Source organism: Pseudomonas sp. BS-2016, assembly GCF_001806145.1.
GTDB classification, from domain to species: domain Bacteria; phylum Pseudomonadota; class Gammaproteobacteria; order Pseudomonadales; family Pseudomonadaceae; genus Aquipseudomonas; species Aquipseudomonas lundensis.
The window spans coordinates 460024-475274 of record NZ_MLCT01000019.1; the positions used below are offsets into that span (position 1 = coordinate 460024).

The following is a 15251-nucleotide window of genomic DNA, read 5'->3' on the forward strand; positions in this document are numbered from 1 at the left end:
GGGTAGCCGTCTCAATACACCCACACCTCAACCCGGCGATTCTTCACGCGGCCTTCGTCTTCGGTGTTGGCCGCCACCGGCATTTGTGCGCCGTAGCCACGGATTTCGCGCAGGATGACACCGCTTTTCGCCAATTCCCGGCGCACGGCCATTGCCCGCAACTTTGACAACAGCTGCGCTCGCTCGGGGTCGTCCTTCACATCGCCAAAGCCCACCAGCGTCGCCTGTTTGCCGAGTTTGTCGTGGGCCCGCAAATAGTCCACGACACGCAACACATCCTGCCGGGCCTTGTTGTCCAGCGAGGCGCTGCCTTCTTCAAAACGAAAATTCACCGACAAGCGCTGCGCCTGTTGCGTGAGCGTCCGGTATTCGGCCGGCATGTGCGGCCCGGGCGTCACGTGGCCTGCCACGATGCTTTGGGCCACAAAGCCGTTGCGCGCGACGATGGCCTGGCCTTGGGTGCTTTGAGTGAAGGTAATCAGGGCTTTGGCCCAAGGATTATTCGCGTTGGGCGGCAGGTAAAAGAACAGGCGCCGCGACAACGGGTAATCTTCGCTGGCAATCAGGCTCTCCAGCGGCAGCATCGGTTGGGAGGCACCGTCAACGATGGCCACGGCCTTGGCCTGACGTACATAGGGCAGGCCGATAAACCCGATGGCTTGCGGGTCCCGGCTGACCGCATCGGACAATTGCTCGCTGGACTCGAAACGCTTGGCGTCCGGGCTCAACCCCCGCGGGCTGCGATTAAGCACCAACTCCTTGAAGGTTTCCCAGGTGCCGGACTGATCGTCCCGCGCATAAAGATGAATCGCCCCACCGATGCCGCCTAATGCTTCCCACGTCTGGATCTGGCCGCTGAAGACCTGTGCCAGTTGCTCGGTGTTCAACGTTGTGAGCGGGTTGCGCGGGTGGAGGATGATCGCCAGCCCGTCAATGGCAATCACCTGTTCGGCGTCCGGGCTTTTGAGGTCGCCGAGGCGTTCGAGCTCCACCAGCTCGCGGTCCTTGATCGGGCGTGAAGACGCCACCACATCGGCCTGACCGGCATTCAGGGCGGAGAATCCGGTGCCTGAGCCGTGGGCCGCGACGTCCACCCGCACCTGTCGGCCGTGGGCGTCAGTGCCGATGATCGTCTGTTCGTTGGGAGGCGGCGCGGCCACGCTGTGGATGTCGCGCAAGCCTTGCCCGGCAAGCATGGCGGCAACCAGCGCCGGGCCAAGGTTGGCGCCAATGGTGTTGGAACCCTGAATTCTCAGGTCAGCCACCGGTGCGGCCCAGGCCAACGCCGTCATGGCCCACAGCAGGATGAAAGACGTTAAACGCAGCATGATCCGGCACCTTCCTGGGGCCATAAAAGTGCCAGCAATTTAAGTCAGAAACGTTGCAAGCCGATGACAGCCGGATCGTGCGGCGTGCCGCTGACGTGCTCCGCGCGATGGCGTGGCCCGGCAGCGGCGCACAGGCGCGCTGTCAGCTCAGTTCCAGCCAGATCGGCGCATGGTCTGATGGTTTTTCCATGGCGCGCAGGTCGTAGTCGACGCCTGCGTCCTTGATGCGCGGCACCAACCCTTGGGAGGTCAGAATCACGTCGATGCGCAGGCCGCGCTTGGGTTCGTCTTCGAAGCCGCGGCTACGGTAGTCGAACCAGCTGAAGCGGTCGGTGACGTCCGGGTACAGGTAGCGGAAGCTGTCCACCAGGCCCCACCCCTTGAGGCGCTCCATCCACTCGCGTTCTTCGGGCAAAAAGCTGCACTTGCCGGTTTTCAGCCAGCGCTTGGCGTTGACTTCGCCGATACCGATGTCGCAATCCTGAGGCGAGATATTGATGTCGCCCATAACCACCAAAGGCTGTTCGTTGCTGAACCGGCTTTCAAGCAACTGCTGCAAATCGCTGTAGAAACGTTGCTTGGCAGGGAACTTGGTGGGGTGATCGCGGCTTTCACCTTGTGGGAAATACCCGTTCATGATGGTCACCGGCTGACCGTTTTCGTCCGCGAATTCGCCCCAGATGAAGCGGCGCTGGGCGTCCTCTTCATCGGTGGCAAAGCCTTTATTAATGCTCAGCGGCGCCTGACGGGACAGCAGCGCGACGCCGTAATGGCCTTTCTGGCCATGAAACTGCACGTGATAACCCAGCGCTTCAATGTCAGCGAAAGGGAACTGTTCGTCACTGACTTTGGTTTCTTGCAGGCCGATCACGTCCGGCTGATGTTTTTCGATCAGCGCTGCCAGCTGATGAGGCCGAGCGCGCAGGCCGTTGATGTTGAATGACACAATTTTCATGGGCGGGCAGTCCTGAGCAAAAAACAGCGATGCTAGCGGACTGACGCCTCAGCGGCCAGCGTGCGGTAGGGCAAATGCACTGCTAACGTAGGTTGCATGCGCCACGATGGAACTGTTGTGGCACTCGGGGGCTCGTACTCACTAGAAGCGCCGCCATCCAAGCGCCGCCACGGAGATTGAACGTCATGACGCAAACGTCGAATGCCACCGCCCAGATCCAGTTGCTCGATGGGGGGTACTCACGCGAGGCGAGGTCGTTGCTGTATCAGGCTTATCGGCATGAACCGACGTTCCGCTTTTTGTTCGATGCTGACCGCCGGGGTTACGAACAGCGGGTCAGGGCGACGGTGCGGGAACTGGTCAAACAGCATTTTTTGCAGGACCGTCCGGGGCTGGGGTTGCTGGTCAATGACCGGCTGGTGGGGGTGGCCCTGATCGCGCCGCCGATGCGGCGTCTGGACATCACTGAAAGCTGGGCCTGGCAGTTGCGCATGGTGCTCAGTACCGGGTTGCGTTGTACCCGCCGTTACCTTGAGTACCATCAGGCGGTGTTGGCCTGTGTGCCGGGCGATGCCGTGCACATGTTGCCGCTGCTGGGCATTCACCCTGAATTTCAGGGCCAGCATTATGGCGAGCAGTTGCTCGAAGCCGTGCACAACTGGTGCGCCGAAGACGAACACTCCGAAGGGGTGGTGCTGGATACGGGCAACCCGCGTTACCTGGAGTTTTATAAGAAGCAGGGTTACGTCGAAATTGGCGAAGTCGCCATCGGGCCGGTGCGTGAGCACGTTTTCTTTCACGCCAATCCGCAGGTGTTACATACAGCAACGGGTTGAGGACGAACTTCTTCCCCCAGGTGTGCTCTATGACGCTCCTTGCCCGTGTTAGCATCCGCGCCTATGACGTTTCCAGGAAGATTTACCAGCGGTGTGGTCCTGCTGCTCAGCAGCTTTGCAGTCTGTGCGCAAAGCGAGCTGGTGGTCAGGGTCAAGCCCGCCAATAACGCCCTCAAGGCCAATGTGGAAGGCTATATAGGCAGCCTCGGCGACCGCGACGAGGCGGCTTTGCTGCGCTTCAAACGCGGCGCGCACGAGCAGGCCCTCAAAGCGTCGCAAGCCTTGGGGTACTACAACCCCATAATTGAAAGTGAAGTCCAGCCCGGCACGCCGCCGCGTCTGGTGTTGAGCATCGATCCCGGCGAGCCGGTGCATCTGCGCAACGTCAACGTGCGTGTCGAAGGCCCGGCGGCTTCGCTCAAGGCGTTTCAAATTCCGCCCGCTGACGACCTCAAGCCGGGGGCCGTGCTTAACCAGGGCAATTACGAAAGCGCCAAGCAAATGATCCAGAACCGGGCGCTGCGCTACGGTTTCTTTGACGGTAAATTCACCCGCCACGAGCTGCTGGTCGACCCCAAGGGGGGCTACGCAGATATCAATCTTGTCTACGAAAGCGGGCCGCGTTACGTGCTGGGCAAGGTCAGCTTTACGGGTGACACGCCGTTCGATGACGTGCTGTTGCAGCGCATGGTGCCGTTCAAGCCGGACACGCCCTACGATTCGGAACTGGTCAACGAACTGAACCAGAACCTGCAATCGAGCGGCTATTTTGAAGTGGTGCGGGTCGATGCGGCGCCCAGTACGGCTGTCGGGCAGGTCATCCCGGTGGACGTCGACCTGCATACGCGCAAACCCCGCACCATGACATTGGGCCTGGGCTACTCGACCGATACCGGGCCGCGAGGCAAGGCCAGCTGGATGCGTCACTGGGACAATGCCCGTGGGGACAGTTACGGTTTTGAGTCTGAAATTTCACAACCCAAGCAAAACGTTGGCGCCTGGTACGACATTCCGCTCGACCCGCCGCTGACCGACAAACTGCGTTTTGCGGCCGGGTATCAGTATGAAGAAATCGCCAACACCGACACCTTGAGCAAATTGCTGACCGTAGGCCCCGAGTGGCACAGCAAGCTGGATAACGGCTGGACACGGATTGTCTCGTTGCGCTGGCAGCACGAAGAGTACCGGTTGGGCGATGACTCGGGGCTCAGCACCCTGTTGATGCCGGGCGTCAGCTATGCCGTGTTGCGCAGCGACAACCGCATCGACCCGTCCCATGGTTACAGCGTGTCGCTGGATGCGCAGGTGGCCAAGGAAGGGCTGATGTCGGACACCAACCTGTTGCACGGCAACGCGCAATTCAAGGCGTTGACAACCCTGTGGGAAAAACACCGTTTCCTCGGCCGAATACAGTTCGGCGGCAGTGCCACCAACGGCTACAAATCAGTGCCACCGTCGCTGCGTTTCTTCGCCGGTGGTGATCAAAGCGTACGGGGCTATGACTACCAGAGCCTGTCACCGAAAAACTCCGACGGTGACCGGATCGGCGGCCGCTACATGGTCGCGGGTAGCGTCGAGTATCAATACCAGTTCGCGGATAAGTGGCGCTGGGCAACCTTTGTCGACAAAGGCAATGCCTTCAACAACCTTGATTTTCCAAGCCTGAAAACCGGGGTCGGGGTGGGGATCCGCTGGGTCTCGCCAGTCGGTCCGATCCGCCTCGACCTGGCCCACGCGCTGGATGATGACGGCGGCGTTCGTTTGCACTTTTCCATGGGGCCAGAACTGTGATTCGTGGGTTGAAAATAGCGGGTCTGGTGTTGCTGGCCCTGGTGGTGTTGGTGGCATTGGCGCTGGGGATCGTGCTGGGTACGCAAGCGGGCAGTCGCTGGGTGTTGGGCCAGGTGCCGGGTTTGCAGATCGACAATTTTGCCGGGCGCCTGGGCGGCCAATGGAGCGCTGACCATCTGCTGTGGGAGCAGGGCACCAGCCGTGTGGAAGTGGATAAACCGATTTTTGCCTGGTCGCCGTCCTGCCTGACACGCATGACCCTGTGCATCGATCAGTTGCAGGCCGAGCGTGTCAGCCTGCAATTCCCGCCCAGTGAAGACAGCAGCAGCGGGCCGGTCAGCCTGCCTGAATTGACGTTGCCGGTGTCCATCGAAGTGGGTGTGATCAAAGTCGGCAATGTGCTGTTTAACGGTATCGAGCAGCTCAAGGGCATGCAGATGGCGGCTCAATGGACCTCCAAAGGGTTGCAGATCGATTCGGTGCACGTGGATCGCGAGGACGTGAACGTCGAGTTGTCCGGTCTGTTGCAGCCCAATGGTGACTGGCCGTTGACCCTGCAAGGCACTATCCGGCTGCCCTCGCCTGATCAAACACCCTGGGCGCTGGCGCTCAAGGTCGACGGCCATTTGCGTACCTCCCTGAATCTGATCGCTGACAGTACCGGCTACCTCAACGCACAGCTAAAAGGCCAATTGCAGCCGCTGGCCGAGCACTTGCCAGCACAGGTCAGTATCACCGCTGACGCGTTCAAGGCCAGCCCCGAGCTGCCGGACACCCTGCAAGTCAATCAGCTTGTGCTGACGGCCAAGGGCGACCTCAAGGACGGCTATGTGCTGGACGGTAGCGCCAGCCTGCCCGCCGAAACAGCCCCCGTCTGTGTGCTGCTCAAGGGGCGGGTAGACGCCACGGGCGCGCAGGTGTCGGCACTGAATTTGACCGTCAGCCCCGAGCAGCACCTGAACCTGTCCGGGCGAGTGGACTGGCAGGAAGGCGTGAAGGCCGACGCGAAGATCGACTGGCTGGCGTTTCCCTGGCACCGCTTGTACCCGGTCATCGCCAAGCCGGAGGTGGACCTGCGCACTTTCAACGGCGAAGTGTCTTACACCGATGGCAACTACCTGGGCAACTTCAAGGCCAACCTGGATGGCCCGGCCGGGGCGTTTAGCCTGGCCAGCCCGTTCAGCGGTGATCTGGGCAACCTCTACCTGCCGCAACTGGAACTGGTGGCGGGTCAGGGCAAGGCCCAAGGCCACGTCAAAGTGCAGTTTGCCGACGGCGTGGCCTGGGATACCGCACTGGACCTCAGCGCAATCGACCCGGCGTATTGGGTGGCCGAGTTGCCGGGCAATCTCGGGGGGCCGCTGCGCAGCACAGGTTCATTCAAGGATGAACGTCTGGAGCTGAACGCTAACCTCGACCTCAAAGGCCGTTTGCGCGGCTTGCCCGCCGTGTTGCAGGCCAAGGCCCAAGGGGCGGGCGAGGACTGGAACCTCAGCGCGCTGGACATTCGCCTGGGGGACAACCGCATCAATGGCACGGCCCGTGTGCAGCAGCAACTCAAGGCGCAACTGGACCTCAACCTGCCGCGCTTGGGGCAGTTGTGGCCAGACCTGCGCGGTCAGCTCAAAGGCCGGGTCGATGTCGGCGGCACCCTCAAGGCGCCGCAGGGCAAGCTGGTACTCAATGGCCAGCAACTGGCTTTCGCCGACAACCACTTGCAACACCTCAGCCTGGATGCCGCGCTCGATCGCAATCAGCACGGGCGGATTGACCTCAAGGGCAGCGGGATCACGAGTGGCGATACGCAGTTGGGTGTGCTGACCGTCAACGGCAGCGGGGATCTGAAGCGACAGCAACTCAAACTTGCGCTGCAAGGGCCGATGCTGCAACTCGCCCTGGCACTCGATGGCGGTCTGGACAAAGACCAATGGCGCGGGCGTTTGCTCAGCGGGGACGTCAAGGCCGGTGGTCAGGACTGGGCCTTGCAAAAACCGGCGCGTCTGGAGCGTCTGGCCGATGGCCGGATCAACCTGGGGGCCCAGTGCTGGATGTCGGGGCCTGCCAGTCTGTGCAGCGAAGAACAACGCCTGATGCCGGACCCCAAACTGCGTTTCCATCTCAAGCAGTTCCCGCTCGACAGCCTGGCCAAGTGGCTGCCCGACGACTTCCGGTGGCAAGGTCAGCTCAATGCCGACTTATCCCTCGACTTGCCAGCCAGCGGGCCTAAAGGACAAGTGGTGGTGGACGCCAGCGGCGGCACGTTGCGCATCAAGGACAAAGGCCAGTGGCTGGACTTCCCGTACCAGACGTTGCGCTTGACCAGTCAACTGACGCCGAGCCGGGTCGACACCCGCTTTGATTTCAACGGCGGCAAACTCGGGCAACTGATGCTCAATGCGCGCATCAATCCTCTGCCCAAGAGCAAGCCGGTGACTGGCGATTTTCGCTTGAGCGGGCTGGATGTGTCGGTGATTCGTCCGTTTGTGCCCATGGTCGAAACACTCGCCGGCCAATTGAATGGCACGGGCACGTTCACGGGCGGATTACTGGCGCCGCGCATCAACGGCACAGTGGCCCTGACCGGCGGGCAGATTTCCGGGCCGCAACTGCCAACCACTCTCGAGAACCTGCAACTGACCGCCAACATTGTGGGCGAAACGGCTTTGCTCAACGGCGGCTGGACCAGCGGCCAGTTGGGGCTGGGCAGTATCAGCGGGAATGTGGCGTGGGGCAACACCATGGCCGTCAACGTGCTGGTCAAGGGCAGTCACCTGCCCGTAACGGTTGAGCCCTATGCCAAACTGGATGTGGCCCCGGACCTGAGAATTTCGCTCAACCCCGACAACACCTTGCTGATCGCGGGCAACGTGAACGTGCCCAAGGGCGAAATCACCGTGCGCGAACTGCCGCCGTCGACGGTCAAGGTGTCTGATGACACGGTGATCGTTGGCCAGCAAACCTCCGATGCAGACGCCCCGATGGTGGTCGACATGGACATCGACGTCATCGTCGGGCAAGAGCTGCTGACGTTCTCGGGGTTCGGTTTGAACGCCGATCTGGTGGGCCAGGTGCACATCGGCAACAACCTGGACACCCGCGGCGAGTTGCGCCTCAACAACGGCCGCTACCGTGCCTATGGCCAGCGCCTGACCATACGCCGGGCGCGCTTGCTGTTCGCCGGGCCGATTGCGCAGCCGTATCTCGACATCGAGGCGATTCGCCAGACGGATGACGTGATTGCGGGCATTCGCCTGACCGGCAGCGCAGAACAGCCGACCACGCAGATCTTCTCTGAACCCGCCATGAGCCAGGAGCAGGCGCTTTCCTACCTGATTCTGGGGCGTCCGCTGTCGGGCACCGGCGAAGACAACAACATGCTGGCGGAGGCTGCGCTGGGCCTTGGCTTGATGGGCAGCTCGGGGATTACCTCGGGGCTGGCCAATCACTTGGGCATCAAGGACTTCGAACTCGACACCGAAGGCAGCGGTGACAGCACCTCGGTGGTTGCCAGCGGCAAGATCAATGAGCGGTTGAGTGTGCGGTATGGCGTCGGGGTGTTTGAGCCGGCGAGTACCATTGCCTTGCGGTACAAGTTGAGCAAACGGGTGTACGTGGAAGTGGCCAGCGGCTTTGCCAGCTCGCTGGACATCTTCTACAAACGCGACTTTTAGCCCGTGTGTCAGCCTTCGCCGCCTCACGCTGCCCGGCAGCGTGAGGCGGTGATCTGCAATCACCGATTAAGCTGCTTCATGTTTTCTTCGGCATAGCGCAAACCGGCCACGGCGTCTGGAGGGAAGATGGTTTGCAGGGCGTCCAACTCGTTAGCGCTCAAACTGATGTCTAGCGCCGCGATGTTTTCTTCCAGGTAATGACGTTGCTTGGTCCCCGGAATCGGGATCAGGTGATCCCCTTGCGCCAATACCCAGGCCAGCGCCAGTTGCCCGGCCGTGACGCCTTTGTCGGCCGCGAGTTGCTTAACCTGATCCACCAGTTGCAGGTTTTTCGCAAAGTTATCGGCCTGAAACCGCGGATTGGAGCGGCGATAGTCGTCCGCCGCGAAGTCCTCGGGGCTTTTCAGTGCGCCGGTCAGAAAACCGCGCCCCAAGGGGCTGTAGGGCACAAAGGCAACGCCCAGACGCTGGCAAGCCGCAAGGCAGCCGTTGTCTTCCTGATCGCGACTCCACAGCGAGTATTAGCTTTGCAGGGCGCTGATGGGGTGCACGTGATGCGCACGTTCGAGCGTGGCCACCGATGCTTCGCTGAGGCCCAGGTAGCGGACTTTGCCCGCCTTGACCAGATCGGCCATGGCGCCGACGGTCTCTTCAATCGGCACCTCGGGGTCCATGCGGTGTTGGTAATACAGGTCGAGGGTGTCGACGCCCAAGCGTTTCAGGCTGCCGTCGATGGACTGACGAACGTACTCCGGGCGGCCGTTCACTGCCCGCCCCTTGGGGTTGGCCGGGTCGCGCACGATGCCGAACTTGCTGGCCAGAAATACTTGGTCACGTTTGCCGCGAAGGGCTTGGCCGATCAGGATTTCGTTGGTGTGTGGGCCGTACATGTCGGCGGTGTCGAGAAAATTGACCCCCAACTCCAGCGCGCGGTGCAAGGTGGCCACGGCTTCGCGGGTATCGCTGCCGGTGGTGTAAAAGTCAGTCATGCCCATGCAGCCAAGGCCAATGGCGCTGACTTGCGGGCCGTTTTTTCCGAGTGGGCGGGTGTGCATGTGAAGTCCTCCTGAGTGGGTGGCCTATTCTTAACCTCGACACATGCAAGATAAACCGGGTAAAAACGCTATCACTGTTCGGATAATCCGAATAATCCAGGCCGGGACGGGAGCGGATATGGACCGATTCAATGCGATGCGGGTGTTTACCCGCATCGTGGAGCTGGGTGGTTTTGCCAAGGCGGCTGACAGCCTGCACATGCCCCGCGCGTCAGTGACGGTACTGATCAAACAACTTGAAGCCCATTTGGGCGTGCAATTGCTGCACCGCACCACCCGTCAGGTCAGCCCGACTCTCGATGGTGTGGCCTATTACCAGCGTTGCGTCAGCCTGCTGGCTGACCTGGAAGAAGCGGAGGGGCTGTTCAGCACCCGTCAGCCCAAAGGCACGCTGCGGGTCGAGATGCCCGCGGCGGTCGGGCGATTGGTGGTGTTCCCGGCGTTGCCGGAGTTCACCGGGCGCTACCCGCAAATCGACCTGGAAATCGGCCTGAATGACCGCCCGGTGGATTTGATTCGCGAGGGGGTGGACTGCGTGATTCGCGGTGGCCTCACCCTGGACGACTCACTGGTGGCCCGGCCGCTGGTGCAGATGGATCAGGTGACCTGCGCCAGCCCCGCCTATCTGCTGACCCATGGGGTGCCGCTGACCCTCGCGCAGTTGAGCGGGCATCAGATGGTGGAGTATTTCTCCGGTGCATCAGGCAAGCGCTACGGGCTCGAATTTCAGCATGGCGAGGACGTGCAGTTGATCAATTTGCCCAAGCAGGTATCGGTCAACAGTGCAGAAGGGTATTTGGCGGCGTGTGTGGCGGGCTATGGGCTGGTGCAGGCGCCGCACTACCACGTGACACAGCTGGTGCGCGAAGGGCGCTTGCAGGCCGTCTTGACGGATTGCCCACCGCCGCGGATGGCGCTGACGGCGTTGTACCCGCCGCATCGGCAACTGTCGCCACGGGTGCGGGTGTTTGTCGACTGGTTGGTGGACCTGTGCGCCAGGCCCACCAGTGGTTTCAGGCGTTAACCGGAATGCGGTTCAGCGGCGGTTATAACCCGGCCGGCCATCGTCGTAACGGTGGTCATAGCGCTGCTGGTCATAGCGCTGATCGTATCGCGAGTCGTGCCGATGATCGTGATGCCTTCCATGGTCTGGATAAAAGACGCACCCGCTCAGGGTCAACATGAGCAAGAGTGCAAGCGGGCGTGCAGTACGACGGAGCATGGATCAATCCTCAGGGTGAAAGCCGGCTCAAGCGAAAACGCTTCTCCGGCTGTAAGATGAGACCAGGATTGTTTCAATTCATCTCCATGAGCCGGACATATTTGTTAAATTCCGGCCTGTGTTTTCCGCCTTACTTTCAGGAACAGGTAATGACTCCTTCGCAGCGCTTGAAATACTCGATTCTGATCTCTCTGGTTGTGCTGGGGATCATGTTTGGTCTTTCGTACATGCAAAACGCCGGCATGATCACCGAGAAGATGTTCCAGTACATCGCCATCGGCGTGGCCGTGGTGGTCGTGGTCATCAATGGCGTCATGCGCCGCAAGACCAAGCTTTAAGCCTCGATCTGACCGGTCAGCACCGCTTCAGCCTGTGGATGCAGGCTGTAGCTCTTGTCACTGTTAAGCACCACCACCCCCTCGCTGCACAAGCGCTTGAGCACCTCGCGCACACTCAGAAAAGACAGCGGAATATCCAGCGCCTGCAAGTGGCTGTGCATACCGCGCACCCCCAGCCGACGATCATTGCCGGCGGCCGTCAACAGCGCGTCGATCACCTTGAGCCGCACCAGGCTGGTGCGCAGCCCGAAAAATTTCAGTAAGTGTCGAATACGTTCATTGCCGTGCAGTTGCACCTGGGCCTCCAGCAACCCGTTGTCGGGTTGAAAAGCTGATTTGCGTTGTTGATGACCGTCCGTTGGCAGTTGCGAGTTATGCATGCAAAAAACTCCTTTTCAGAGCCTGATCAGGAAAACAAAAAAGTGCTCTTTAGTAACTAGACGAATGAGCAGCCAAAATCATGAACAGTGGGTTGTAGAAATTTTGTCGTCACGCCAGTGCAGGCGCGTCAAAGCCCCCGTGCAGACGAGGTTGCAGCGGCGGATTAATTTTTTTTCACCGGCTTCGTCTTTAGGGTCTGTCCCCGTTTCATTGCATGCGCTACGAAACCCCACGGGGGGCAGGCATCGGCCGGGCAGTCGCGTGTGATCGCGCGCGCCGCCAGGCATTTCTAAGACAAAGCAGGAGTCCGCGTGATTATTTCCAGGCCATTAAGCAAAGCGTGTCTTGCAGGACTGTGTCTGGGGCTAAGTGTTTCAGCCCAGGCTCAGACACCCTCAATGGACGTGAGTGCCGAAATCCGGCGCACCACGTTCGGCGTGCCGCACATCAAGGCCGCCGATGAGCGCGGCCTGGGTTACGGCATCGGGTATGCCTACGCGCAAGACAACCTGTGTTTGCTGGCCAATGAAGTCACCACGGTAAATGGCGAGCGCTCGAAATTCTTCGGCCCTGAGGGGCAGACCCTGGAGCAGCGTGACAACCTGTCCAGCGATGTGTTTTTCAAATGGTTGAACACGCCGCACGCCGTGGACGCGTTCTGGCAGGCGCAAACCCCGCAGGTCCAAGCGCTGATTGAAGGTTACGTCGCCGGTTACAACCGCCAGCTCAGCGAGCGCAACCCTTTGCCGGCAGCGTGCGACAATCCCTCGGTGCGCCCGCTCACGCCACAGGATCTGGTCAAGCTGACCCGCCGTCTGTTGGTGGAAGGCGGGGTGGGGCAGTTTGCCGAAGGGCTGGTGGGGGCTACGCCACCTCAGGCCAGCGCCCGGCTGGCCAGTCGCCCGCAGCCCTTCGCGTTGGCTGCCGAGCGCATGCAGCGGTTTGCCCTGGACCGGGGCAGCAATGCCGTGGCCATCGGCCGCGAACGCTCAAATACCGGCCGCGCGATGTTGCTGGCCAACCCGCATTTTCCATGGGTCGGCGGCATGCGCTTTTATGAAATGCACCTGACCATCCCCGGCAAACTCGATGTAATGGGCGCTGCCTTGCCCGGCCTGCCATTGATCAATATCGGCTTCAACCGGCACATGGCCTGGACCCATACGGTCGACACCTCTAAACACTTCACCTTGTACCGGCTGGCCCTCGATCCGCAGGATCCCAAGCGTTACCTGCTGGATGGCCAGTCGTTGCCGCTGCATGAGCAAACCGTCAGCGTTGAGGTCAAGCAGGCCGATGGCAGCGTCAAGCCGCAATCACGGGTCATTTACAGTTCGGCATTCGGGCCGGTCGTGCAGTGGCCGGGCAAGCTGGACTGGGACGATCACGTGGCGTTCAGCCTGCGGGACGCCAATCTTGATAACGATCGCGTGTTGCAGCAGTGGTACGCGATCAATCAGGCGCACAGCCTCGACGCCCTGCAAGCGTCGGTCAATCGCCTGCAAGGCATCCCGTGGGTCAACACGCTGGCGGTGGATGACCAGGGCCAGACGCTCTACATGAACTTGTCGGTGGTGCCGTATGTCGATCAGGCCAAACTGGCGGCGTGCAGCGACCCTGCGGCAGGGCTGGAGATGATCCTGCTCGATGGCAGTCGCAGCACGTGTGCATGGACCGTCGACCCCCATGCGGCCCAGGCCGGGATTTACCCGGCCCGCCAATTGCCGCAATTGCGGCGCACGGATTACGTGCAGCATTCCAACGACTCAGCCTGGATGGCCAACCCGCAGGCGCCTCTGCGCGGCTATTCGCCGTTGATCAGTCAGGACGGTCAGCCCTTGGGGCCACGTGCGCGCTTTGCCTTGCAGCGCCTGAGTCAACCCGGAACGCTCGGAGTCTCGGACCTGCAAGGGATGGTGATGGACAACCGGGTGTACCTGGCCGGGCAGGTGATGCCCGATCTGCTTCACGTCTGCCAAGCAGAACAGCAGGCGCCGCTGGTTGCCGTGTGCGCGAGCCTCAAGGCATGGGATCAGCAAGCGAATCTGGACAGCGGTATCGGCCTGGTGCATTTCCAGAACCTCATGGCGCAGCTGTTCGAGGTGCCTGACGTGTGGCGGGTGCCGTTCAGTCCGGCGGACCCGCAGCACACGCCGCGCGGGTTGAATATCGAGCAGCCGACGGTGCGCCAGGCGGTGCACGAGGCGCTCGCGGCCTCGGCCGCGCAGGTGGCGCAAGCAGGGTTGAGCGCGGACGTGACGTGGGGCGAGATTCAAGGTGTCAGCGTGGGTGGCCAGCGCACGCCGATTCATGGTGGCCCGGCGGTACTCGGCGTTTACAACGCCATGCAGAGCGTGCCGGGAGAGGGTGGCAAGCAACAGGTCGTCAGCGGCACCAGTTATGTGCAAACCGTCACGTTTGACGAACACGGCCCACAGGCCCAAGGCATGCTGGCGTTTTCGCTCTCAAGCGACCCGGCGTCCCGGCACGCGTCGGATCAGACCCGAGCGTTCTCGAAAAAACAGTGGCAAACCTTGCCGTTTACCGACGCGCAGATCAACGCCGATCCGAACTACCAGCGGGTTGAGATCCGGCAGCGCCGTTAACCGCGCGGCAGGGCGTTGAGCACCGGTTTACCGTCCTGACTCAGGGTCAGGTAGACCGGTAACACTTTGGGAAGGGAAGTCACGAGGCTGTTGATTTCTGTGGTGTTGAACACGCCACCCACGCGCAGGGCGCCGGTGGCACTGTCCGCCAGTTCCAGCGGCGTACTCAGGTAGCGGTTGATCAGGGGCAGCGCTTCGGCCAGGGTCAGGTTGTCCAGCACCAACTTGCCGTTGCGCCACGCCAGATCCGGCGAGTTGGCGTAGGTCTGGCTGATTTGCGGGGCATAGTCGCCCGCCTTGTAGCGTGCCTGCATGCCCGGCTCCAGGCGCAGCCCGTCACCGCTGAGCTTTTTATTGCTGGTCACCAGCACCGAGCCTTCCAGCAATGTCACTTTGACCTGATCTTGATACATCCAGACGTTGAACTGGGTACCGGTGACGCGCACACGGCCTTCCGCCGCCTGCACCACAAACGGGTGCGTGACATCGTGACTCACCTTAAAGAAAGCTTCACCTTTGCTCAGGGTGACCCGGCGCTGGTCTTTGTAGTTGGCGTAGGTGAGTTCCGTGCCCAGGTTGAGCTCGACTTCACTGCCGTCCGGCAGGGTCACGGTCTGCAGGTGGGAGTGCGCCTGCACCCGCTCGTAGGCATTGGGCACCCAACCCAACTCCCAACCGCTGTAAGCTGCGACCGGAACTGCCAGCAAGGTGATGGCCGCAGCGATAGCCAGCTTTCGCCAGGCTGGCTGGCGCGAGCGTTGAGTCCGTGCAATCACTTGCGGGGTAACAGGCTCGGGCTTGGGCAGGTGTTCGCTGACTTCCCAGATATCTTGCATCGCTTGATATTCAAACGCGTGCAGGGGGTCGGCGTTCAGCCACACCGTAAACGCCTCACGCTCCCGATCCGTACAATCGGGCTCATGCAGGCGCATGCACCACTGAGCAGCGGCCTCGGTGATGGCATCGTATTGGGCTTCGGTGAGGCGTGTTTCGCTCATTGGCTCTTCCTGGTTTTGGGCATTCTACCCCTGTGCCAGAGCGAACGAGAACCTGAGTCATGTCAAAAGC

The 15251-nt window shown here is 61.2% G+C and carries 11 protein-coding genes and 1 pseudogene; 6 read left to right on the forward strand and 6 right to left on the reverse strand.

The features are described from left to right. Positions 1–11: 11 nt before the first annotated feature. Together BKD70_RS12540 and xthA are read right to left on the reverse strand one after the other, a co-directional pair. On the reverse strand, positions 12–1328 hold the full coding sequence (locus tag BKD70_RS12540) for a substrate-binding domain-containing protein (protein WP_047276534.1): 1317 nt from the start codon (positions 1326–1328) through the stop codon (positions 12–14). 142 nt (positions 1329–1470) lie between these two features. Then, the gene (xthA, locus tag BKD70_RS12545) at positions 1471–2283 is read right to left on the reverse strand and encodes an exodeoxyribonuclease III (protein ID WP_047276533.1); all 813 of its coding nucleotides are present in this window, start codon (positions 2281–2283) and stop codon (positions 1471–1473) included. Positions 2284–2468: 185 nt separating this feature from the next. Between xthA and BKD70_RS12550 the strand changes: the two genes are divergently transcribed. The 3 genes from BKD70_RS12550 to BKD70_RS12560 all read left to right on the forward strand — a co-directional run bounded on the left by BKD70_RS12550 (position 2469) and on the right by BKD70_RS12560 (position 8581). Next, positions 2469–3119, forward strand: a complete 651-nt coding sequence (locus BKD70_RS12550; protein ID WP_047276532.1) for an N-acetyltransferase — start codon at positions 2469–2471, stop codon at positions 3117–3119. Between the two features lie 63 nt (positions 3120–3182). Beyond that, positions 3183–4910, forward strand: a complete 1728-nt coding sequence (locus BKD70_RS12555) for an autotransporter assembly complex family protein (RefSeq protein WP_047276530.1) — start codon at positions 3183–3185, stop codon at positions 4908–4910. Next, entirely contained in the window at positions 4907–8581 is a 3675-nt protein-coding gene (locus BKD70_RS12560; protein WP_047276528.1) for a translocation/assembly module TamB domain-containing protein, read from the forward strand. Before BKD70_RS12555 ends, BKD70_RS12560 begins: the two co-directional genes overlap by 4 nt. Positions 8582–8640: 59 nt before the next feature. Here BKD70_RS12560 and BKD70_RS12565 read toward each other — a convergent pair. Further along, positions 8641–9636, reverse strand: a pseudogene (locus tag BKD70_RS12565) (aldo/keto reductase). A gap of 118 nt (positions 9637–9754) precedes the next feature. Here BKD70_RS12565 and BKD70_RS12570 point away from each other — a divergent pair. Beyond that, positions 9755–10660 (forward strand): LysR family transcriptional regulator, encoded by a 906-nt coding sequence (locus tag BKD70_RS12570; RefSeq protein WP_047276526.1) that lies wholly within the window; start codon positions 9755–9757, stop codon positions 10658–10660. Positions 10661–10672: 12 nt separating this feature from the next. Here BKD70_RS12570 and BKD70_RS24250 read toward each other — a convergent pair whose 3' ends face one another. After that, complete coding sequence (locus tag BKD70_RS24250) at positions 10673–10858, reverse strand: hypothetical protein (RefSeq protein ID WP_080960359.1); 186 nt, start codon at positions 10856–10858, stop codon at positions 10673–10675. Positions 10859–11007: 149 nt separating this feature from the next. On the opposite strand from BKD70_RS24250, the gene BKD70_RS12575 reads away from it, so the two are divergent. Beyond that, positions 11008–11196 carry a hypothetical protein gene (locus BKD70_RS12575; protein ID WP_047276524.1) on the forward strand — a complete coding sequence of 63 codons (189 nt, stop codon included), beginning with the start codon at positions 11008–11010 and terminating at the stop codon, positions 11194–11196. Here the strand turns inward: BKD70_RS12575 and BKD70_RS12580 are convergent. Beyond that, positions 11193–11576, reverse strand: a complete 384-nt coding sequence (locus BKD70_RS12580) for a hypothetical protein (RefSeq protein ID WP_047276522.1) — start codon at positions 11574–11576, stop codon at positions 11193–11195. The genes BKD70_RS12575 and BKD70_RS12580 overlap by 4 nt on opposite strands. Before the next feature lie 312 nt (positions 11577–11888). Between BKD70_RS12580 and BKD70_RS12585 the strand changes: the two genes are divergently transcribed. Next, entirely contained in the window at positions 11889–14183 is a 2295-nt protein-coding gene (locus BKD70_RS12585) for an acylase (protein ID WP_047276520.1), read from the forward strand. On the opposite strand, the gene BKD70_RS12590 is transcribed toward BKD70_RS12585, so the two are convergent. Further along, positions 14180–15181, reverse strand: a complete 1002-nt coding sequence (locus tag BKD70_RS12590) for a FecR family protein (RefSeq protein ID WP_047276518.1) — start codon at positions 15179–15181, stop codon at positions 14180–14182. The genes BKD70_RS12585 and BKD70_RS12590 overlap by 4 nt on opposite strands. Positions 15182–15251 lie beyond the last annotated feature (70 nt).

Coding starts and splice junctions, on each gene's coding strand:
- BKD70_RS12570 (WP_047276526.1), top strand. CDS start 9,755: ATGGACCGATTCAATGCGATGCGGGTGTTTACCCGCATCGTGGAGCTG.
- BKD70_RS12550 (WP_047276532.1), top strand. CDS start 2,469: ATGACGCAAACGTCGAATGCCACCGCCCAGATCCAGTTGCTCGATGGG.
- BKD70_RS12555 (WP_047276530.1), top strand. CDS start 3,183: ATGACGTTTCCAGGAAGATTTACCAGCGGTGTGGTCCTGCTGCTCAGC.
- BKD70_RS12575 (WP_047276524.1), top strand. CDS start 11,008: ATGACTCCTTCGCAGCGCTTGAAATACTCGATTCTGATCTCTCTGGTT.
- BKD70_RS12590 (WP_047276518.1), bottom strand. CDS start 15,181: ATGAGCGAAACACGCCTCACCGAAGCCCAATACGATGCCATCACCGAG.
- xthA (WP_047276533.1), bottom strand. CDS start 2,283: ATGAAAATTGTGTCATTCAACATCAACGGCCTGCGCGCTCGGCCTCAT.
- BKD70_RS12580 (WP_047276522.1), bottom strand. CDS start 11,576: ATGCATAACTCGCAACTGCCAACGGACGGTCATCAACAACGCAAATCA.
- BKD70_RS24250 (WP_080960359.1), bottom strand. CDS start 10,858: ATGCTCCGTCGTACTGCACGCCCGCTTGCACTCTTGCTCATGTTGACC.
- BKD70_RS12540 (WP_047276534.1), bottom strand. CDS start 1,328: ATGCTGCGTTTAACGTCTTTCATCCTGCTGTGGGCCATGACGGCGTTG.